The 15,889-nt window shown below is 59.5% G+C and carries 13 protein-coding genes, 3 pseudogenes and 1 other annotated feature; of the genes and pseudogenes, 12 read left to right on the plus strand and 4 right to left on the minus strand.

Annotated elements, in window-relative coordinates; translation table 11 throughout:
* Positions 1–73: 73 nt before the first annotated feature.
* Positions 74–442, minus strand: coding sequence for a hypothetical protein (locus NKJ06_RS35765; RefSeq protein WP_502905581.1), 369 nt, complete (start codon positions 440–442; stop codon positions 74–76).
* 508 nt (positions 443–950) lie between these two features.
* On the opposite strand from NKJ06_RS35765, the gene NKJ06_RS35770 reads away from it, so the two are divergent.
* From NKJ06_RS35770 to NKJ06_RS02275, 8 genes and pseudogenes are all read left to right on the plus strand, one after another.
* Positions 951–1,721: an IclR family transcriptional regulator gene (locus NKJ06_RS35770; protein ID WP_502905582.1), complete on the plus strand. Its 771-nt coding sequence runs from the start codon at positions 951–953 to the stop codon at positions 1,719–1,721.
* A gap of 322 nt (positions 1,722–2,043) precedes the next feature.
* The gene (locus tag NKJ06_RS02245) at positions 2,044–2,718 is read left to right on the plus strand and encodes a response regulator transcription factor (protein WP_352808822.1); all 675 of its coding nucleotides are present in this window, start codon (positions 2,044–2,046) and stop codon (positions 2,716–2,718) included.
* Positions 2,621–4,111: a sensor histidine kinase gene (locus NKJ06_RS02250; protein WP_352808825.1), complete on the plus strand. Its 1,491-nt coding sequence runs from the start codon at positions 2,621–2,623 to the stop codon at positions 4,109–4,111. Before NKJ06_RS02245 ends, NKJ06_RS02250 begins: the two co-directional genes overlap by 98 nt.
* Positions 4,108–5,211: an ABC transporter substrate-binding protein gene (locus NKJ06_RS02255; RefSeq protein ID WP_352808828.1), complete on the plus strand. Its 1,104-nt coding sequence runs from the start codon at positions 4,108–4,110 to the stop codon at positions 5,209–5,211. Before NKJ06_RS02250 ends, NKJ06_RS02255 begins: the two co-directional genes overlap by 4 nt.
* Positions 5,212–5,421: 210 nt before the next feature.
* The gene (locus NKJ06_RS02260) at positions 5,422–6,525 is read left to right on the plus strand and encodes an ABC transporter substrate-binding protein (RefSeq protein WP_352808831.1); all 1,104 of its coding nucleotides are present in this window, start codon (positions 5,422–5,424) and stop codon (positions 6,523–6,525) included.
* Positions 6,526–6,645: 120 nt separating this feature from the next.
* The gene (locus NKJ06_RS02265; RefSeq protein WP_352808834.1) at positions 6,646–8,316 is read left to right on the plus strand and encodes an ABC transporter permease; all 1,671 of its coding nucleotides are present in this window, start codon (positions 6,646–6,648) and stop codon (positions 8,314–8,316) included.
* Positions 8,309–9,373, plus strand: coding sequence for an ABC transporter ATP-binding protein (locus NKJ06_RS02270; RefSeq protein WP_352808837.1), 1,065 nt, complete (start codon positions 8,309–8,311; stop codon positions 9,371–9,373). The genes NKJ06_RS02265 and NKJ06_RS02270 overlap by 8 nt, the downstream gene beginning before the upstream one ends.
* Positions 9,374–9,495: 122 nt before the next feature.
* A pseudogene (locus tag NKJ06_RS02275) lies at positions 9,496–9,917 on the plus strand (helix-turn-helix domain-containing protein); the annotation flags it as partial.
* Between the two features lie 105 nt (positions 9,918–10,022).
* Here NKJ06_RS02275 and NKJ06_RS02280 read toward each other — a convergent pair.
* Positions 10,023–11,254 (minus strand): annotated as a pseudogene (locus NKJ06_RS02280) (IS3 family transposase).
* Positions 10,853–10,969, minus strand: a sequence feature (AL1L pseudoknot). Its footprint overlaps the pseudogene before it by 117 nt.
* Before the next feature lie 431 nt (positions 11,255–11,685).
* Between NKJ06_RS02280 and NKJ06_RS02285 the strand changes: the two are divergent.
* Positions 11,686–12,387: a Crp/Fnr family transcriptional regulator gene (locus NKJ06_RS02285; RefSeq protein ID WP_352808839.1), complete on the plus strand. Its 702-nt coding sequence runs from the start codon at positions 11,686–11,688 to the stop codon at positions 12,385–12,387.
* Positions 12,388–12,472: 85 nt separating this feature from the next.
* Positions 12,473–12,718 (plus strand): hypothetical protein, encoded by a 246-nt coding sequence (locus tag NKJ06_RS02290; RefSeq protein WP_352808841.1) that lies wholly within the window; start codon positions 12,473–12,475, stop codon positions 12,716–12,718.
* Positions 12,719–12,867: 149 nt separating this feature from the next.
* On the opposite strand, the gene NKJ06_RS02295 is transcribed toward NKJ06_RS02290, so the two are convergent.
* Complete coding sequence (locus NKJ06_RS02295; protein WP_352636240.1) at positions 12,868–13,071, minus strand: CsbD family protein; 204 nt, start codon at positions 13,069–13,071, stop codon at positions 12,868–12,870.
* Positions 13,072–13,450: 379 nt separating this feature from the next.
* Between NKJ06_RS02295 and NKJ06_RS02300 the strand changes: the two are divergent.
* A pseudogene (locus NKJ06_RS02300) lies at positions 13,451–13,723 on the plus strand (low affinity iron permease family protein).
* A gap of 489 nt (positions 13,724–14,212) precedes the next feature.
* Positions 14,213–14,407, plus strand: a complete 195-nt coding sequence (locus tag NKJ06_RS02305; protein ID WP_352808843.1) for a hypothetical protein — start codon at positions 14,213–14,215, stop codon at positions 14,405–14,407.
* A gap of 484 nt (positions 14,408–14,891) precedes the next feature.
* Here the strand turns inward: NKJ06_RS02305 and NKJ06_RS02310 are convergent, their stop codons facing one another.
* On the minus strand, positions 14,892–15,776 hold the full coding sequence (locus tag NKJ06_RS02310) for a hypothetical protein (RefSeq protein ID WP_352808846.1): 885 nt from the start codon (positions 15,774–15,776) through the stop codon (positions 14,892–14,894).
* Positions 15,777–15,889 lie beyond the last annotated feature (113 nt).

Below are 15,889 nucleotides of genomic sequence, written 5' to 3' on the forward strand. Positions count from 1 at the left end.
GGATAGATAAGTAATATCAAATAGTTGTTGGCGACTGTGTGCAAAAATCGCACACGAAAGTTCTGCTTCTCTTCTATTTTCGTTCCCACGACGGAGCCGCCGGCAGCCCTTTCCGGACGCTCTTCTGCCGACAACATTCACCACTGCAATTCGGATATTCGCTGGGATATCCGTGAACCGCATTGTCCGCCGCGGACCGGCGGACCCAAACTGTCTCTGATGCAAAGTAGAGTCGCGCTCGCCTCAGGGCGATGCCCGAGTTACCGCAGGTCTTGGCGGTCTCGGTGCCGGCGCCGGCCGCGACCTGTTCGCCGGCGGACACATTACGGTTCTCGAAGGTGTATTTGTCGACGTAGTTGGGGTCGAACTTGTTCCACCACTGGGTGGCATAGAAGAAGTTGGCGTAGAAACCGATCAGCACCAGCAGAGCGAGGCCAACCACCGCCTTCCGGATCCAGCCGCGCTGCGTATACCAACGCCCTGCCCAATAGGAACGGCCACAGGATCACGCCGATGGCGAGGCCGATGCCGCGGCCGATCCATTGGAAGATGCGGGTGAAGAAATTCACGATCAGATCAAGCATGGCTCACATCACCCCTCGGTCAGTCAGGCCATAAGGGCGCGTGCGAAACGCCACCTTGTCCTTCAAATATGTGGTTTTCAGAACGTCGCGCTGGATAGACCATCCTTCCCAGTTTTGGAGCCGCATGGTTATCGGCACACGATACCTCGCTTAGCCACTTCGCACGCGACCGGCAATTCCGGGTGGGCAGTAAGCTCTATTTCCCTCGATCGAGTAGGATTTTCACCTACCGACAGGATAATACGCAGAACGAGGAAATGGCACTTTGTCTTTCTCCGGGGGGAGGTACTCTATGGCTGAACTCCAGCACGAGGTTCGCAGCGTTCACCATGGTGAGCAAGCCGGGGACGTGACGAGGGCCTGACAATGCAACAAAGCTTTGGCGTTCGAAGGAACAAACGAGTGAATCATCAAGCGATAGAGCAAGGTGACACAAGAGCGGGAGGGGTCGAAGCTGTCGATCGCGCGCTTTCGATCCTCGGGTGCTTCACAGAGCATGACGAGGGTTTAAGCCTGGCCGAGATATCGTCTAGAACAGGCCTCTACAAGAGCACGGTCCTTCGGTTAACGGAATCCCTTGTCCGGGGTGGCTACATTGTTCGCATGTCGGACAAGCGCTTTGCTATCGGCCCTATGCCGATGATATTGGGCTCATTCTACCGTCGTCGTTTTAAGATAGAGGCATTCGTTCGGCCTCTCCTTTTGAGCCTAGTTGAACAGGCGGGTGAAAGCGCATCTTTTTTTCGAAAGGAGGGAAATCACGGAATTTGCCTATTTCGCGCAGACTGTCGCCATTTGATCCGGGATCAAATCCGAGAGGGCGATGTGCTTTCGCTTGACCATCACGCAGCTGGCCAAGTGCTTGCTCGGTTCAGTACCGCTAAGCCTAGGACGCGAACAGCTCTTATGGCGAAGATTCCGTTTATATCGCTCGGGAAGGGAGATTCCGAAACAGCTGCGATGGCCGTACCGGTTTTTTCAGGCAGCGAGGGCATGATCGGAGCGTTGGCTGTTTCTGGGCCGCTGACCAGATTTACGCCGGAAAAGTTGGTCAGCATCAGACCGCTTTTGCTGGATTTTGGCGAACGTCTATCGATATCCCTTGCGAGTAGCCAGTATTTACAAGCGCGCTCATAGAATGGTCGTCACTAGCGCGCGTTGAGCCCAAGGCAGGGGAGCAGCAGTTGGGGCGGATTGGTGGCCTTCTTGCCTTTGGCCCGGTTAAGCGTGATGACAAGGCAGCATTTTGTCGTCACGACAATCCGGGATCCTGTCTCGCCTGATACGCATCGTCGGCTGACAGTGTACGCGCAGATCAATATGAACGCAGACCACCTGGCGCAGCCAGTCGTTCGGATGATTGGAAGCTTGAACAGAAGATTTCCGCAGATGATGTCAAGCGCCTCTCCGCAAAGAGGTGACGCTTGATAGGCGGCTGCTTCCGTGCAAATGCTCCGCCATGCGAATTCTCCTCGTCGAAGACACGCGCGACGTTGGCGAGGCGATCAGCCGCCGCTTCGAAACGATTGGCCATGCAGTCGATTGGGAGACGGACGGCCGAGTTGCCGCAGAAATCCTCGATTTCACCTGCTACGATCTCGTCATCCTCGACGTCATGCTGCCCAGCCTCGACGGGTTCGAAATCGTTCGAAGGCTCCGGCAGGCAAGGAATACGACCCCGGTTCTGATGTTGACGGCCCGTTCCGAGATAGAGGACCGCGTTGGCGCGCTCGATCTCGGCGCCGACGACTATCTGGTCAAACCGTTCGATTTCCGCGAATTGGAAGCGCGCGCCCGTGTTCTGCTGCGGCGGAAAAGCGGCGAGGCGACCAACATCGTCCAGTGCGGCGATGTCGTGCTCGACCGAGCCAGCCGCTCGGTCCGGGTAGGCAGGCGCGAGGTGCAATTGAAACGACGCGAAATGACGTTGCTTGAGATACTGGCGTCGCGGCCAGGCCGCGTCTTCAGCAAGGATGAACTTATCGATCAGCTTTTTGGGTTTGACGAGCCGGTCAATCAGAACGCGATCGAACTTTATGTCGGGCGGCTGCGCAAGAAGCTGGAAGGCGCCAAGGCGCAGATCGTCACCGTGCGGGGCGTGGGATATCAGCTGGCTTCCGATGATACCGGCTGAGCGTTCCCTTTTCACGCGCCTGGCGGTCCGTATCTCGCTGCTGTTGGGCCTGGGCACGGCACTTCTGGTGAGTGCGGCGTGGTACTACGCACGAACCGCCGCCGATGACGCTTATGACCGGCTTCTGCTTGGTGCGGCCATCCAGATGGCAGACAGCCTTACGGTCGAATCCGGTTCGCTTAACGTCAACTTGCCGGTATCGGCGTTTGAGCTCCTGGGCCTCGCCAGCCGCGACCGCATCTTCTATCGCGTCATCGACCCGTCCGGCACGACACTGACAGGCTATGCCGATCTGCAAGCAGATGTTGATCTGGCAGCAATACATGATGTCCCGGTATTGGAATCGGCGCATTATCGCGGCGAACCGGTCCGCATAGCGGTGGTGGCGCGCGCTCTGTCAGATCCCGCCGTATCCGGTTGGGCGCATGTCATCGTTGGGCAGACCACGGAAGCGCGCCGTGCGCTCGCGGGGGAACTGACGCTCAGGGCGACCGTCCTGCTGGTGATCATGAGCATATTGGCATTGGCTGGAGCGATGATTGCCATTCGCTACTCGCTGCAACCTGTCAAGCATCTCGGAGCGACGCTCCGCCGTCGCGATCCGCAAGACCTGACGCCGGTAACGGTTGTCGTCCCGCGGGAATTGCGGCCTTTCGTTACATCCATTAATCATTTCATGAGTCGGCTCGACGAGCGTGTGAAACTCCTGCAGCGTTTCATTGCCGACGCGGCGCATCAGATCAGGACGCCGCTGACGGCGCTGACGGCGCAGCTCGATTTGTTGAGCCAGGCCAAGCTCGACAAGTCGAGCCGCCAGCATCTCGATCGCGTGCAGCAGCGCGCCGGCGAACTCGCACGCCTGACCAACCAGCTGCTCAGCCACGCCATGGTCATCCATCGTGCCGATTCCGTGCAGCTTCAGCCGAACAATTTGGCAGATGTCGCGCGGCGCGCTTTCCGTGCGGCGGTTCCGATAACTATCGATCCGGACATCATAGCCTCTTTCGAGGCGCCTGACGACGAACCGGTCGTACTTGCGGACGCCGTCAGCCTACGTGAAGCGATCGTCAATATCATCGACAATGCCCTGCGCCACGGAGTGATGTCGCGCCTTGAGGTCCGGGTACGCCGCGATGGTACGCGCGCCCATGTCGAGGTCGAAGATGATGGACCGGGCATTCCGTCGGGCGAGTGGGAACGGGTCACGCAGCGCTTCGAAACGTCCAAATCTCACGAAGGCAGTGCAGGTCTGGGTTTCGCCATCGCGTCGGAGGTGGCGGCGGCTCACGGGGGCGCGCTGACCTTCCGCGAGAAAAGCGAGGATGGCGGGAAGCGCACGCAAGGGTTCACCGTCACCTTGACGTTGCCCATAGCCAGAGAGAAGGCAGGATGATAGCGATAGCATTGCGGGCATTCGCTTTAGTGGCTGCAATCCTTTTGTGCGTCGATCAGGCGGCAAGAGCTGCTGAAGGAAGCAGTGCATTTTTCGCTTCGCCACAGCCGGAGAAGGATCGACTGTCGATCCACGCCGCGACCGATCTGGCGGCGATGGAACCCCTGATCCGGGACTTTCAGTCCGTTTTCCCCAACGTTGCAGTCGACTATGTTGAATATGTCACCAACGACTTGCAAAAGAGTGCCAGCGAAGCCTGTCGGACGGGCGCGGTGCTGGGCGACATCTTGTTGTCGCCGTCGGTCGACCAACTCGTGAAGCTCGCCAATGACGGCTGCGCGGCGCCGCACGTGTCGGCGGAACCCGCGCATGTCGCCGACTGGGCAAACTGGCGCGACGAAGTATTCGGCTTTACCTACGAACCGGCCGTCTTCGTCTACAACGCCCGCCTCGTGCCGTCCGGCGACGTACCGCGCACCCACATCGAACTCGCCGATCTTCTCAGGCGGCGGATCGATTTCTATCGCGGACGGGTCGGAACGTTCGACATCCGACTTTCGGGCATCGGCTACCTATTGGCGTTCAGTGATGCGCGGCAGACGACGGCGGTCTACGGTCGGCTTCTGGAAAGCATGAGCCGAGCAGAAACGGTGGTGCGTTGTTGCACTGCGGAGACCCTTCAGGACGTTGCAAACGGAAGTCTATATATAGGCTACAATATGATCGGGTCATACGCCTACGCGGCGGCCAGGGGCAATTCCGACTTGAGGGTCGTTGTCCCGCGGGACTATGCGCTGATACTCAGTCGTGGCGCGCTCATTCCGAAGACGGCACCGAATATGGACGTTGCCAAACGATTTCTCGACTACCTTCTGTCAGCCCGGGGCCAGAAAGTCGCCAGGGATAGCGCCTTCTTCTTTGCCGAGAACGGGCAGTTGCCTGAGGGAGCGGACGGCCCGGAAACACTTGGCGAGTCAGGTATCGCGCGCGCCATACACATCGGCCCTGCGTTACTTGCCGTACAGGACGAGGCGCTGCGCCGCCGCTTCATCGAGGATTGGAGCAAGTCCATGATCGATGCGCAGGGCCAGCGACCGTGACGCGCAGGATGCCGCCCCAAAATCTCAACAATCCGGCAATACGTCGATGTGGCCGATCCGGCTGTCGTCGAGAATCTGATCATGACCGTCGGGCCTGGTCGGCTGAGCAAACCGCGACATCGCCGTGACAGGTTGGTGACAGGTCAGGATGATACTCGCCTTTTGTGCCCGGAGGAGGTACGATTTAGGCGACTTTGGAGGAGACCCCCTATGAAAAATCGTCTTGCGACGATGACGGCCGTGCTTTCGCTGTCAGCCGCTTTCGCAACGCTTGCCGCCGCTGCCGAGATCCCCGCCGGTTATCCGGACAACTACAAGGATCTGGTGGCCGCTGCCACCGAAGAAGGCCACCTCAGCATCTATTCGACGACCGACGCGGCACTGGTCCAGCCCCTGCTCAAGGACTTCGAAGCAGCATTCCCCGGCATTGCCGTCGAATACTCCGACCTCAATTCCACCGAACTCTACAATCGCGTCATTGCCGAAACCGCTTCGGGCCAAGGCACGGCGGATGTCGCATGGTCTTCCGCGCCGGATCTGCAGATCAAACTTGCCGCAGACGGCTATGCGCAGGAATACAAATCCGTGGAGGCGGCTCACGTTCCGGCCTGGGCGTCCTACAAGGACATGATCTATGGTATTACCGCCGACCCGGTGACTTTCGTATACAACAAGCGTCTCGTGCCTGAAGGCGATGTTCCCACAAGCCACGCCGACCTGCTCAAGCTGATGACCGGCAAGACCGCCGATTACGACGGCAAGATCGCGTCCTACGATCCGGAAAAGTCCGGTGTCGGCTTCTATTTCTACAACCAGGACGCCAAGATCTGGACCGATTCCTGGGCGCTTAACAAGGCTTTCGGCAAGGCCCATATCAAGCTCTACAGCTCCGCCGGCTCGATGATCGAGAAGGTCACGTCTGGCGAACATTCCATCGCCTATGGCATCTTCGGCTCCTATGGCCTCGCCAAACATGCCAAGGACGAGAACCTTGGTGTGATAATCCCCAAGGATTATGTTTTGGTGACCACCCGCGCCACGGTCATTCCGGCGGAAGCCAAGGATCCCAATGCCGCGAAACTATTCGTCGACTATCTGCTGTCGGCGCGCGCGCAGAAGCTGATCGCCGACGACATCAAGCTCTATGCCGTTCGTGATGACATTGAAGGGGCAACCACGCTGGCGTCCATAAAGGCCGCTGCCGGCGAAAACGTTCACCCGATTGCGCTCGACGACAAGCTGCTCGAAGGCCTGGACGAGACGACACGGCTGGCTTTCCTCAACGAGTGGCAGAAAGCCATGAAGGGCGAATAATCACCCGATTGGGAGTGCCGCCACAGTCGACTCTTCCGCTTTTCTTGCTGTTAAGAATCATCGGAACGGCGCGCTTGCGCTCTTGCTAGCGGACGGCCCCCGGCTTTGTTCGAGGCGATCATGCCCTTCCGTATCTTTCGTGTCAGCACCAACCTTCTCGCCATCCTGGTGGTGCTGGCACCGGTCACCCTGATCATCTATCAGAGCTTTCTGTCCGCCCCGTTCTTCCAGAAGACCGCGCACCTGTCGCTGAAGGCCTATAGCTTTATCCTTGCGGATGCGGATTTCTGGCTGGCGCTAACGACTTCGCTCAAGCTCGCGGTGGGGATGACGGTGATCGCCGTTCCAGTGGGAATCCTGCTCGCGTTCATCATCGTGCGTACCGACGTGCCGGGCAAGCGCTGGCTGGAGCCGATCATCCTCATCCCGGTGTTCATGTCGGCGGTGGTGCTGGCCTTCGGCTATGTGATGACGTTGGGACCAGTCGGCTTCGTCTCGCTGGCGGTCAAGTCGGTGATTGGCTACGTGCCCTGGAATGTCTATTCGGTGACATCGATCGCGATCATCGCCGGGCTCACTCATGTCCCGCATGTCTATCTCTATGCATCGGCGGCGCTGCGCAACGTCGGCGCCGACCTCGAAGAGGCGGCACGCATCGCCGGCGCCGGCCCTTGGCGCGTCGCCGCCAGCGTGTCGCTGCCCATGGTAATGCCGGTGGTGCTTTATGCGGCGGTTCTGGTGTTCTTCCTCGGTTTCGAACTTTTCGGCCTGCCACTGGTGCTTGGCGATCCGGAAGGGGTGTTGGTTCTCGCCACCTATCTCTACAAGCTCACCAACAAGCTCGGGGTTCCTTCCTACCAGTTGATGGCCGTGGTGGTGGTGGCGATCATCATGATAGCGCTTCCGCTGGTGGTGCTGCAGCGCTACATGCTGCGCAACGCCAGCCGCTATGTGTCTATCAAGGGCAAGGGCAGCCGGCACAACCCCATCCGGCTGGGCGCACTTCGCTGGCCGGCCTTCGCGCTAGTGGTGGCCTGGTTCGCGGCCACGGTGATCATACCGGTGGGGGGCGTGGCAATTCGCTCGCTGGTGACAAGCTGGGGCGTTGGGGTGAACATCTTCGAGGTGCTGACGTTGGATCACTATCGCGATCTCGCTGACTATCCGAATGTCGTCAGCGCCATTGTCAACACGGTCGGTGTTGCGGTCATCGGCGGCGCAGCTTCGATCGCGGCCTATACTGCCGTGGCACTCGCCGGTCACCGCTCGAACGCACCCCTGACCAAAGTTGTCGACTACGTGGCCATGATACCGCGGGCGATGCCGGGCATTGTGGCTGGCCTGGCGATGCTATGGATCTTTCTGTTCTTCAAGCCGATCGCGCCCCTGCGTGCCACGATGATCTCGGTGTGGCTCGCCTATACCATTGTCTGGTTCGCCTATGGCATGCGGCTGATTTCCGGAACACTCCTGCAGATCGGCAAGGAACTCGAGGAAGCCGGACGATCAGTTGGCGCCAGCGAAGGCCGGGTCGCAAGGGACATCACGCTGCCGCTCATCCGTGGCGGGATGTTCTCGGCCTGGCTGCTGATCTTCCTGATCTTCGCGCGTGAGTATTCGACGGGCGTCTATCTGCTCGGACCGGGAACCGAAGTGATCGGCTCGCTCATGGTTTCCCTGTGGGGCACCGGCGCGATCGATCTGGTCTCGGCTCTCGCCGTCATCAACACCGCCATTATCGTGACCGGTCTTGCCCTCGCGATGCGCTTTGGAGTCCGCCTCAATGACTGACATCATCATAGACGGCCTACGCCTCAGTTACGGCACCCTCGAGATCCTGAAAGGTGTGTCCTTCTCGGTCGAACCGGGCCAGATCGTCGCCTTGCTCGGTGCCTCCGGGTCCGGCAAGACGACGCTCTTGCGAGCGGTCGCTGGTCTGGAAACACCCAACCGCGGCAAGATACTGCTCGGTGACAAGGCGCTTTTCGATGCCGGGCAGAACATCAATCTGGCGCCGGAAACGCGCGGTCTCGGGCTGGTATTCCAGTCCTATGCGCTATGGCCGCATCGGACGGTGTCCGAGAATGTGGGTTATCCCCTGAAGCTACGCAAAGTGTCCCAGGCAGATGTTGCGAGCCGCGTCCAGAGGGCTTTGGACGGCATCGGCCTCGGCAAACTGGGCGAGCGCTATCCGCATCAGCTCTCCGGCGGACAGCAGCAGCGCGTGGCGCTGGCCCGTGCGCTGGTCTATGAGCCGAACGTGATTCTGCTCGATGAGCCGCTGTCCAATCTGGACGCCAAGCTACGTGAAGAAGCGCGGATCTGGCTGCGCCGCCTCATCACCAATCTCGGGCTATCGGCGCTGTGCGTCACCCATGATCAGGTGGAAGCGATGGCGCTCGCCGACCGCATCCTGCTGCTCAATGGCGGCCAGATCGAACAGGACGGAACGCCCAAGCAAATCTACAACAAGCCGAAGAGCCTGTTTGCAGCAGAGTTCATGGGCGCCAGCAATCGGCTTGACGGCGTGGTCACCGCCATCAACGGCAACCGTGCGGAAATTGTCGCGAACGGCATCCATCTTGTGGGCAGTGCTCAGCAGGAGCTGACCGTCGGCGCCAAAGTCACCGCACTCGTCCGGCTTGAGCGGGTGACGTGGTCCGGGGAGGACGGCCCCGGACGTATCGCCATGGCCTGCGTCGAGAGCCTTTTCCTTGGCGATCGGCATGAAGTCATTTTCGAAAGCAATGACCTGACCATCCGAACCTATTCCCGGGACGCCGTTCCGTCCGGCCAATACCATGTCGAGTTCCCGTTCGAGGATCTGATGGTCTTCGCGGCGGAATGAGGGAGCCGAGCTCTGGGCCCGACCAGGTAATCTGCTGCGGGCATTGACTAGAGTGGTTCAGATTTTGACTGAATCTGTGGGATTCCCGTCGGAGTTATTTTGTGATTCAAGATGCTGGCTGGATCGGAGGCCAGCATCTCACGACGGCTCCCATTTCAAACGATCTTCGTGAGCGTGTTGTTGGAGCAATCGAGGCCGGCGAGAGTTGCCGTTCGGTAGCGGCTCGTTTTGGCATTGCGGTCTCGCCGGCGGTTAAGTGGTCGCAGCGCTATCGGGCGAATGGGTCCGTGGCGCCGGGTAGATGGGCGGCCACCGCAAGCGCGTTCTGGAGCGCACCGGGCGTTCATCGTGGAGCGGATCAACCAGACGCCGCATCTGTCGCTACACGGCCTGAAGGACGAACTTGCGGCACGTGGTGTGAAGGTCTCGCACGACACGGTATGGCACTTCCTGCGGCCTGCGGCGCGAGGGGTTGCGGTTCAAAAAAACGCTGTTCGTCCTTGAGCAGGCTCGCGCCGACGTCGCGCGGCGACGGCAGCGCTGGGCGAGGCAATGCGCAATAATAGAACTTGCTAAATGCATTGCCTTTGACAACCCGCCACAGCTAGGTTGAACCGCCCCGGGTTTTCCGGAGGCCGTTTCGTTTGAGTCACGCGGCTATGGCTGGTTCATCCAACATGGCGTAGTAGCGTTCCTCGGCTTCGGCCGGCGGGATGTTGCCTATGGGCTCCAGCAGCCGGCGATTGTTGAACCAGTCGACCCATTCGAGCGTGGCGAACTCGACGGTCTCGAATGAGCGCCAGGCTCCGCGCCGATGGATCACCTCGGCCTTGTAAAGACCGTTGATCGTTTCGGCGAGAGCATTGTCGTAAGAGTCGCCGACACTGCCCACCGAAGGTTCGACGCCGGCCTCCACCAGGCGCTCGGTGTATCTGATAGAGACGTATTGGCTGCCTCTATCGCTGTGATGGATGAGCCCGCCTCCCTGCACGGGCCGCCGATCATGGAGAGCCTGTAACAGAGCGTCCAGAACGAAGCTGGCATGCGCCGTCCGGCTCACCCGCCAGCCGACGATCCTTCGCGCATAGGTGTCGATGACAAAGGCGACTAGACGAAGCCCGTCCAGGTCGCGACGTAGGTGAAGTCGGAGACCCACAGCATGTTCGGCGCCGGGGCATGGAACTGGCGATTGACGTGATCGAGAGGGCATGGTGCCGCTTTGTCGCTCACCGTGGTGCGGATCGGCTTGCCGCGGAGGATGCCTTCGAGGCCCATGGCCTTCATCAGGCGGGCAATCGTGCAGCGGGCGACGTCAAAGCCCTCGCGTTGCAACTGCCGCCAGACCTTGTGAACGCCGTAGACGCGGAAGTTAGCCTCGAACACGCGTCGGACCTCATCCTTCAAAGTCTCATCCCGCTTCACCCGAGCCGACAGCCGGGAGGGATCGATGCGCTTGACGACATGGTCGTGGTAGGTCGACGGGGCGATCGGCAGCACCTTGCAGATCGGCTCGACCCCATGCGCCTGGCGGTGATCGTCGATGAACGCGATCATGGCTTGAACCGGCGGTCGAGCTCCGCCTGGACAAAATACGCGGAAGCCTTGCGAAGGATCTCGTTGGCCTGGCGAAGCTCGCGGTTCTCGCGTTCCAAAGCCTTGAGTTTCGTCGCCACATCCGTAGGCACACCGGCTCGCACGCCACTGTCGCGCTCGGCCTTCTTCACCCACCTCGTGCAGCGTCTGCGCCGTGCAGCCGATCTTGGCGGCGATCGACGAGACCGCCGCCCACCGCGAGGCATGCTCGCCTTCGTGATCCAGAACCAGCCGCACCGCAAGGGCTCGGACCTCGGGAGAGAACTTGTTGGTCGTCTTGCTTGTCACGGCTCCACCTTCTCAGGAGTTGGAGCCTCCGATCAACCCGGAGCGGTTCACTGCAGAGTTACCGCCTCTTTGGGCGCTCCACGCCTCATAGCCCCATAAACCTCCCGTCCGTCGAACTCGGTGCAACGTCGGTATCAGGCTCAAATGGAGGCCGCCAAATTATTAGGAGATGGTCCTAAATAATGGAGTCGTTTCCGGGACACAGGCTCGATTGGGTCATTAAAGCGGGCAGTTCTCTCCGGCTCGCAACGAGATGCCGCTATCCGCGTAGAGTCCGCCGAGCCCCCACGACAATTCCTCGCCAGCGCAATACGCCGACGGATCTTTTGCCAATCACGCATTTGAAGCCTATGCTCTCGTTATCGGCCGCCAGCACTTCGGACGCAGCCGACAGTAAGAGGAACGTGCTCTTGCCCGTCAGGGAGAGAGCCATGCCCCAATCCCTTCTTCGCAACCATGTATTGAAGACCCTCTCCCCGGAGGATTTCGCGCTCTTACAGCCGTCCATACATCACGTCGAACTGGGCATCAAAGCCCAGCTTGAAGTCTCATATCAGCCGATCGAGCGTGTGTATTTTCCTGAGATGGGCATCGCGTCGGTGGTCGCCACGATGACCGGTGGGCGGCAAAGCGAAGTCGGCATCGTCGGCCACGACGGCATGACAGGGGTTGCCGTTATCCTCGGCCAGGACAGGTCTCCCAATGAAACTTATATCCAGGTCGCAGGTAATGGCTGGATCCTCCCGGTTGAAAACCTTCGCTCTGCGATTGCAGAGAGCCAATCCCTTCGCGAGTCACTGCTTCGCTACGCCCACGCCTTCCTCGTCCAGTCGTCCCGGACGGCACTGGTCAACGGCCATTCGAAAATCGAGGAGCGGTTGGCCCGCTGGTTGCTGATGGTCCAAGACCGCGTCGAAGGAAATAGGATCTACCTGACGCATGAATTTCTGGCGACCATGCTTGGCGCTCGGCGTCCCGGGGTTACCACCGCGCTCCAAATGCTTGAATATCGGGGGCTGGTTCACGCCAAGCGCGGCGAGATCACGATTGTTGACCGCGTTGGAATGATCCAACTCACACATGGTGCTTACGGCGAGGAGGAGCAAAGTCATTTCGGTCTGGCATCCGCCTGATTGTTCGGGATCGGACAAAACCTTGAAGGCCACCGAATTCATGCTGTAAATCGTGTTGGTCAGGGTTTCAGGGAGGAAATTCTCGATGACCAACACTTTTCACACCGTCACGGTTGAAAGGGCGGCCGAGGCCTATGTCCTTTCCAGGGGCAAGGCTCGGTTCTTGTCCATCGCACAGGCAATCCGCGCCATCCGAACACTCATGCCAGCATGCAGGGCTACCGACGGCGAGTTGGAGGAGCTATTGGCGGTGGCATCCTTCATTCACGGTATACCCGTCGCTTTCGATGCAAAAACAGCCGATGGCGTAGAAACACGGCTCCATTCGTAGGCCAAGACCGCAGGGGTCTTCTCACACCTGCATCCTGACTACGAGGGCCAGCAGCGGCAGCGTAGCTGCGACTGGAAGCCGACGTTCGATCGCTGAAAGTAACGAAAAGGGCGCGGACCGCGCCCTTTAATTGATCAGCTCAAGTTGCCCTACCAGCCTTGTCGGGCATACCAGTCGTCGACGTCTCGACGCACGCGATCCTTCTCAATGCCGTAGCGCTCCTGGATTTTGCCTTCGAGTTGATCGCGCTTGCCGGCGATACGGTCGAGATCATCATCAGTGAGCTTGCCCCACTGTTCCTTGACCTTACCTTTGACCTGCTTCCAGTTTCCTTCGACCCGGTTCCAGTCCATGGTGGCGACCTCCTTCGTTTCTCCCGTGGAAAAACGGTTGTATGGCCGTTGAGGTTCCGCTCCACCAGAAACAATCCGAGACGCTGGCCGGCGCCCGGTGGGGGGCATAGGACCTAAGTCCATCGTAAAAACGCAATGGTCCTACCCACAACGTTGCAGGGAACATGCCTAGTCCAAGGTGTTGTTCTCCGGAAAAATTTGGAGAAATCAGATGGATGGAGTTTTAGTCAAGCGCGCTGATTGCTCTCAACGGTCTTGGCAAAGCGTTCGCTGACTTTTCCCGGGTTCGTAGAGGCAGGCTTGCAATGGCGGGATTGGAACGAACCAATTCCTTTTCCTTGCGGCCGACTTTCTTTCCCGGCCGCCGGGTTTCTATGTGATGCTCATAGCCATGGTGCTTTGCACTGCGCTTGTACCTTTCGGCCTGACAAACGTGGTTACCTACGCCCTTTCGGTTGCGGCCATAGTAATCACCGGGGTTGTGCTCCTACAAGGTTATCGCGACTCCGCTGCGATACACGCCAACTCGACGAGATCATCGTTGCACTGAGGAAACCAGAATGATGTTGTTGGGTTGGAGCACGCCGACCCGCAGGAGATCACGGAAAAGCTTGTGGAACTCGAAGAAGAAGCGGCCCAAACGTTACAATAGATGGAAATGATGGCCAACGACGTTAGGCGGGAGCTTAGGTAGGCCGCTGACCGTGATCGCGGAGACATGTCGCGCGGCGCCGGCCGAGAGCGGCCGCGTCCAGGAATAAGCCGGGCAGGGGCCTCAGCGGCCGTCGACGCATTGGGTCAAGCCTGTCTGAATCCGGCGTGTGAAGGATTTGCACGGCGAGATTTGCGCCAATGCCTCGCTGCAGGACTGGACATTGAGAGAGATTCGTAGCCGGGACGAGGGTTGATGGTTTCGGCACGCCTTTCGCGACCGGTGATTGGCAACAGGTGGCAACTGGGCCACGCCTTGTTCAAGGAAAGCCGCGGGCTATTGCCGAGGCTTGCGATCGGTACGCAACCGTACATGGTATTGAACCCAGGATCTGACGGATTACAATCCCAATGTCACCGGGCAAGGATACTGGGGCATCGGTGATTGAGAGATGGTTGCGCTCCCGCCCTTAGATGGGAGGTTTGCATCATGGACCAGGGTCTTGAAGCTTGCCGCGTGTCGGCGCTCGATAGCGACATCCTGCGAAGCGCTTTCCATAAAGCGATCATCGAGGAGAATATCCCTGAAGCTCGATGGCAGGAATTTGCTTCGCTAATGATCCGTGAATTCACCGGCGTGGCGATGGTCGATCCCGACTTGCTGGATTGGATTGTGAGGAAGTAGGCGACAACTGAAAGAAAATACAGTTGCCGGAAGGGCGATTGCGGAGGGCAGAGCTCCATCCTGGCGGCGCTCCAAACGCCGCGTTGTGTCGGTCGGATGGGCAAGGGCTGCACGTTCTGATCGACGCAAATATGGTGATACCGCACTGAACGGAACATTAGCAGTCTCTAAAGGTTGTTGCCTGGCGGTAGGGTGATGCCCTCCATCACCCCTGGCGAAGATCGGCTTTGGTTCCCAGCTGTTCGTAACGAGCCCTGTCGGCCCTGGCCCCACTATCCAATCGTCCGGCGCTGTCGTGCCGACAAATCTCGACGATCCCCGCTTGTGTAGCACGGAGGCTTATCGGATGTGGGGCCCTTGTCGCTCCTACTCGTGCGCGCCCGATATCGGCCGAGGCGCGGCTGCCTGTTTAGCGCAGTCAGCCGTTCCAAAGGTTCGGCGACGCCAGTAATTCACCAATACAAAACGAATGCGAGCGCGGTATCTATCCCGCGCGACTTCGCCTCCTCCGCTCTCTACTGCGGGCATTTCGACGAGCTAGTCTAAGTTCAGCAAGGGTTGGTCTCCACCAGCCTCTGAAGCGTTCGGTCGGCCCGGCGGCTGACCGAACAGGCCATGTGCTCACGAGTTCGGCCAGGGTTGCCGAACGCCACTTGCCCCAAACGAAGTCGCCACTCGCAGGCATGGCATGGGGATAGAAGGCGGCTGCGTCTGATAGCTCAACGAGCTCACCGGAAATTTCAGTGAAGACGACTATCCCGTACTGCACGGTTGCGAAAGCGCGGCCCAAAGTAGGTAGATCCTGAACTGGCAACGGATAGCGATGGCGCCGGCGTTCACCAGCCCGCTGTTGTGCGGCTCTATGGGCTTCCGTGTTTCTGGTGGCCGCAAGTCGCCGTTTCCTTTCCTCCGGTTCGGCGTGCTGCGCAGCCCGTTCGATGTTTGGCCATCGACGCCGGAGCGCTTCATAAGAGCGGAATGGAACTCTCCAGGCCCGCAACGCATCGTCCCAGCTCGCCCACGGGACAGCACGCAGTTCTTCAAGCACCGTCCTGGAGTAGGGCGTGCGAACGCGCAGATCGTCCGCGATTTCCAGATACCGGCTCGATATTGGGTCGAAGGCGAAGGCATCTCGTCCCTTGCTGTCGTCATGGGGCGCCCGCATCGCCGCCTCTTGCTCCAGCCACCGGTCGATCCGCCGGGCCGCGGTCTTGCCGGGCACGAACCAGCTCTTGCGCTCGTCGCTCCATCTGGCACGCGGAAAAGCTTGCTGAAATCGCTCGACCGCCATTCGATCGTACGAAAAGCCGGCTTCGGCACCAATTGCATCCTGTTTGTGCGGCGCAGGAGGAACGTTGGAGTCCGTCATTGTGCATCAACCGAGTTCGCTGCATGGAACGCGGCGCTGGGCCAAAGGTTCATCAGCCTGGCAAGTCCGCAGGAATATGGCGCCTGAAAGATGCCAATGCTCAAGACGTGTGT

The sequence above is a fragment of the Mesorhizobium sp. M0293 genome, assembly GCF_040321735.1.
In the GTDB taxonomy this organism is placed as follows: Bacteria; Pseudomonadota; Alphaproteobacteria; order Rhizobiales; family Rhizobiaceae; genus Mesorhizobium.

Excerpts from the sequence above, each read along its gene's own strand:
- NKJ06_RS02270 (WP_352808837.1), top strand. The coding sequence starts at position 8,309 with ATGACTGACATCATCATAGACGGCCTACGCCTCAGTTACGGCACCCTC.
- NKJ06_RS02305 (WP_352808843.1), top strand. The coding sequence starts at position 14,213 with ATGGACCAGGGTCTTGAAGCTTGCCGCGTGTCGGCGCTCGATAGCGAC.
- NKJ06_RS02295 (WP_352636240.1), bottom strand. The coding sequence starts at position 13,071 with ATGGACTGGAACCGGGTCGAAGGAAACTGGAAGCAGGTCAAAGGTAAG.
- NKJ06_RS02245 (WP_352808822.1), top strand. The coding sequence starts at position 2,044 with ATGCGAATTCTCCTCGTCGAAGACACGCGCGACGTTGGCGAGGCGATC.
- NKJ06_RS35770 (WP_502905582.1), top strand. The coding sequence starts at position 951 with ATGCAACAAAGCTTTGGCGTTCGAAGGAACAAACGAGTGAATCATCAA.
- NKJ06_RS02265 (WP_352808834.1), top strand. The coding sequence starts at position 6,646 with ATGCCCTTCCGTATCTTTCGTGTCAGCACCAACCTTCTCGCCATCCTG.
- NKJ06_RS02260 (WP_352808831.1), top strand. The coding sequence starts at position 5,422 with ATGAAAAATCGTCTTGCGACGATGACGGCCGTGCTTTCGCTGTCAGCC.
- NKJ06_RS02310 (WP_352808846.1), bottom strand. The coding sequence starts at position 15,776 with ATGACGGACTCCAACGTTCCTCCTGCGCCGCACAAACAGGATGCAATT.
- NKJ06_RS02285 (WP_352808839.1), top strand. The coding sequence starts at position 11,686 with ATGCCCCAATCCCTTCTTCGCAACCATGTATTGAAGACCCTCTCCCCG.
- NKJ06_RS02290 (WP_352808841.1), top strand. The coding sequence starts at position 12,473 with ATGACCAACACTTTTCACACCGTCACGGTTGAAAGGGCGGCCGAGGCC.
- NKJ06_RS02255 (WP_352808828.1), top strand. The coding sequence starts at position 4,108 with ATGATAGCGATAGCATTGCGGGCATTCGCTTTAGTGGCTGCAATCCTT.
- NKJ06_RS02250 (WP_352808825.1), top strand. The coding sequence starts at position 2,621 with ATGTCGGGCGGCTGCGCAAGAAGCTGGAAGGCGCCAAGGCGCAGATCG.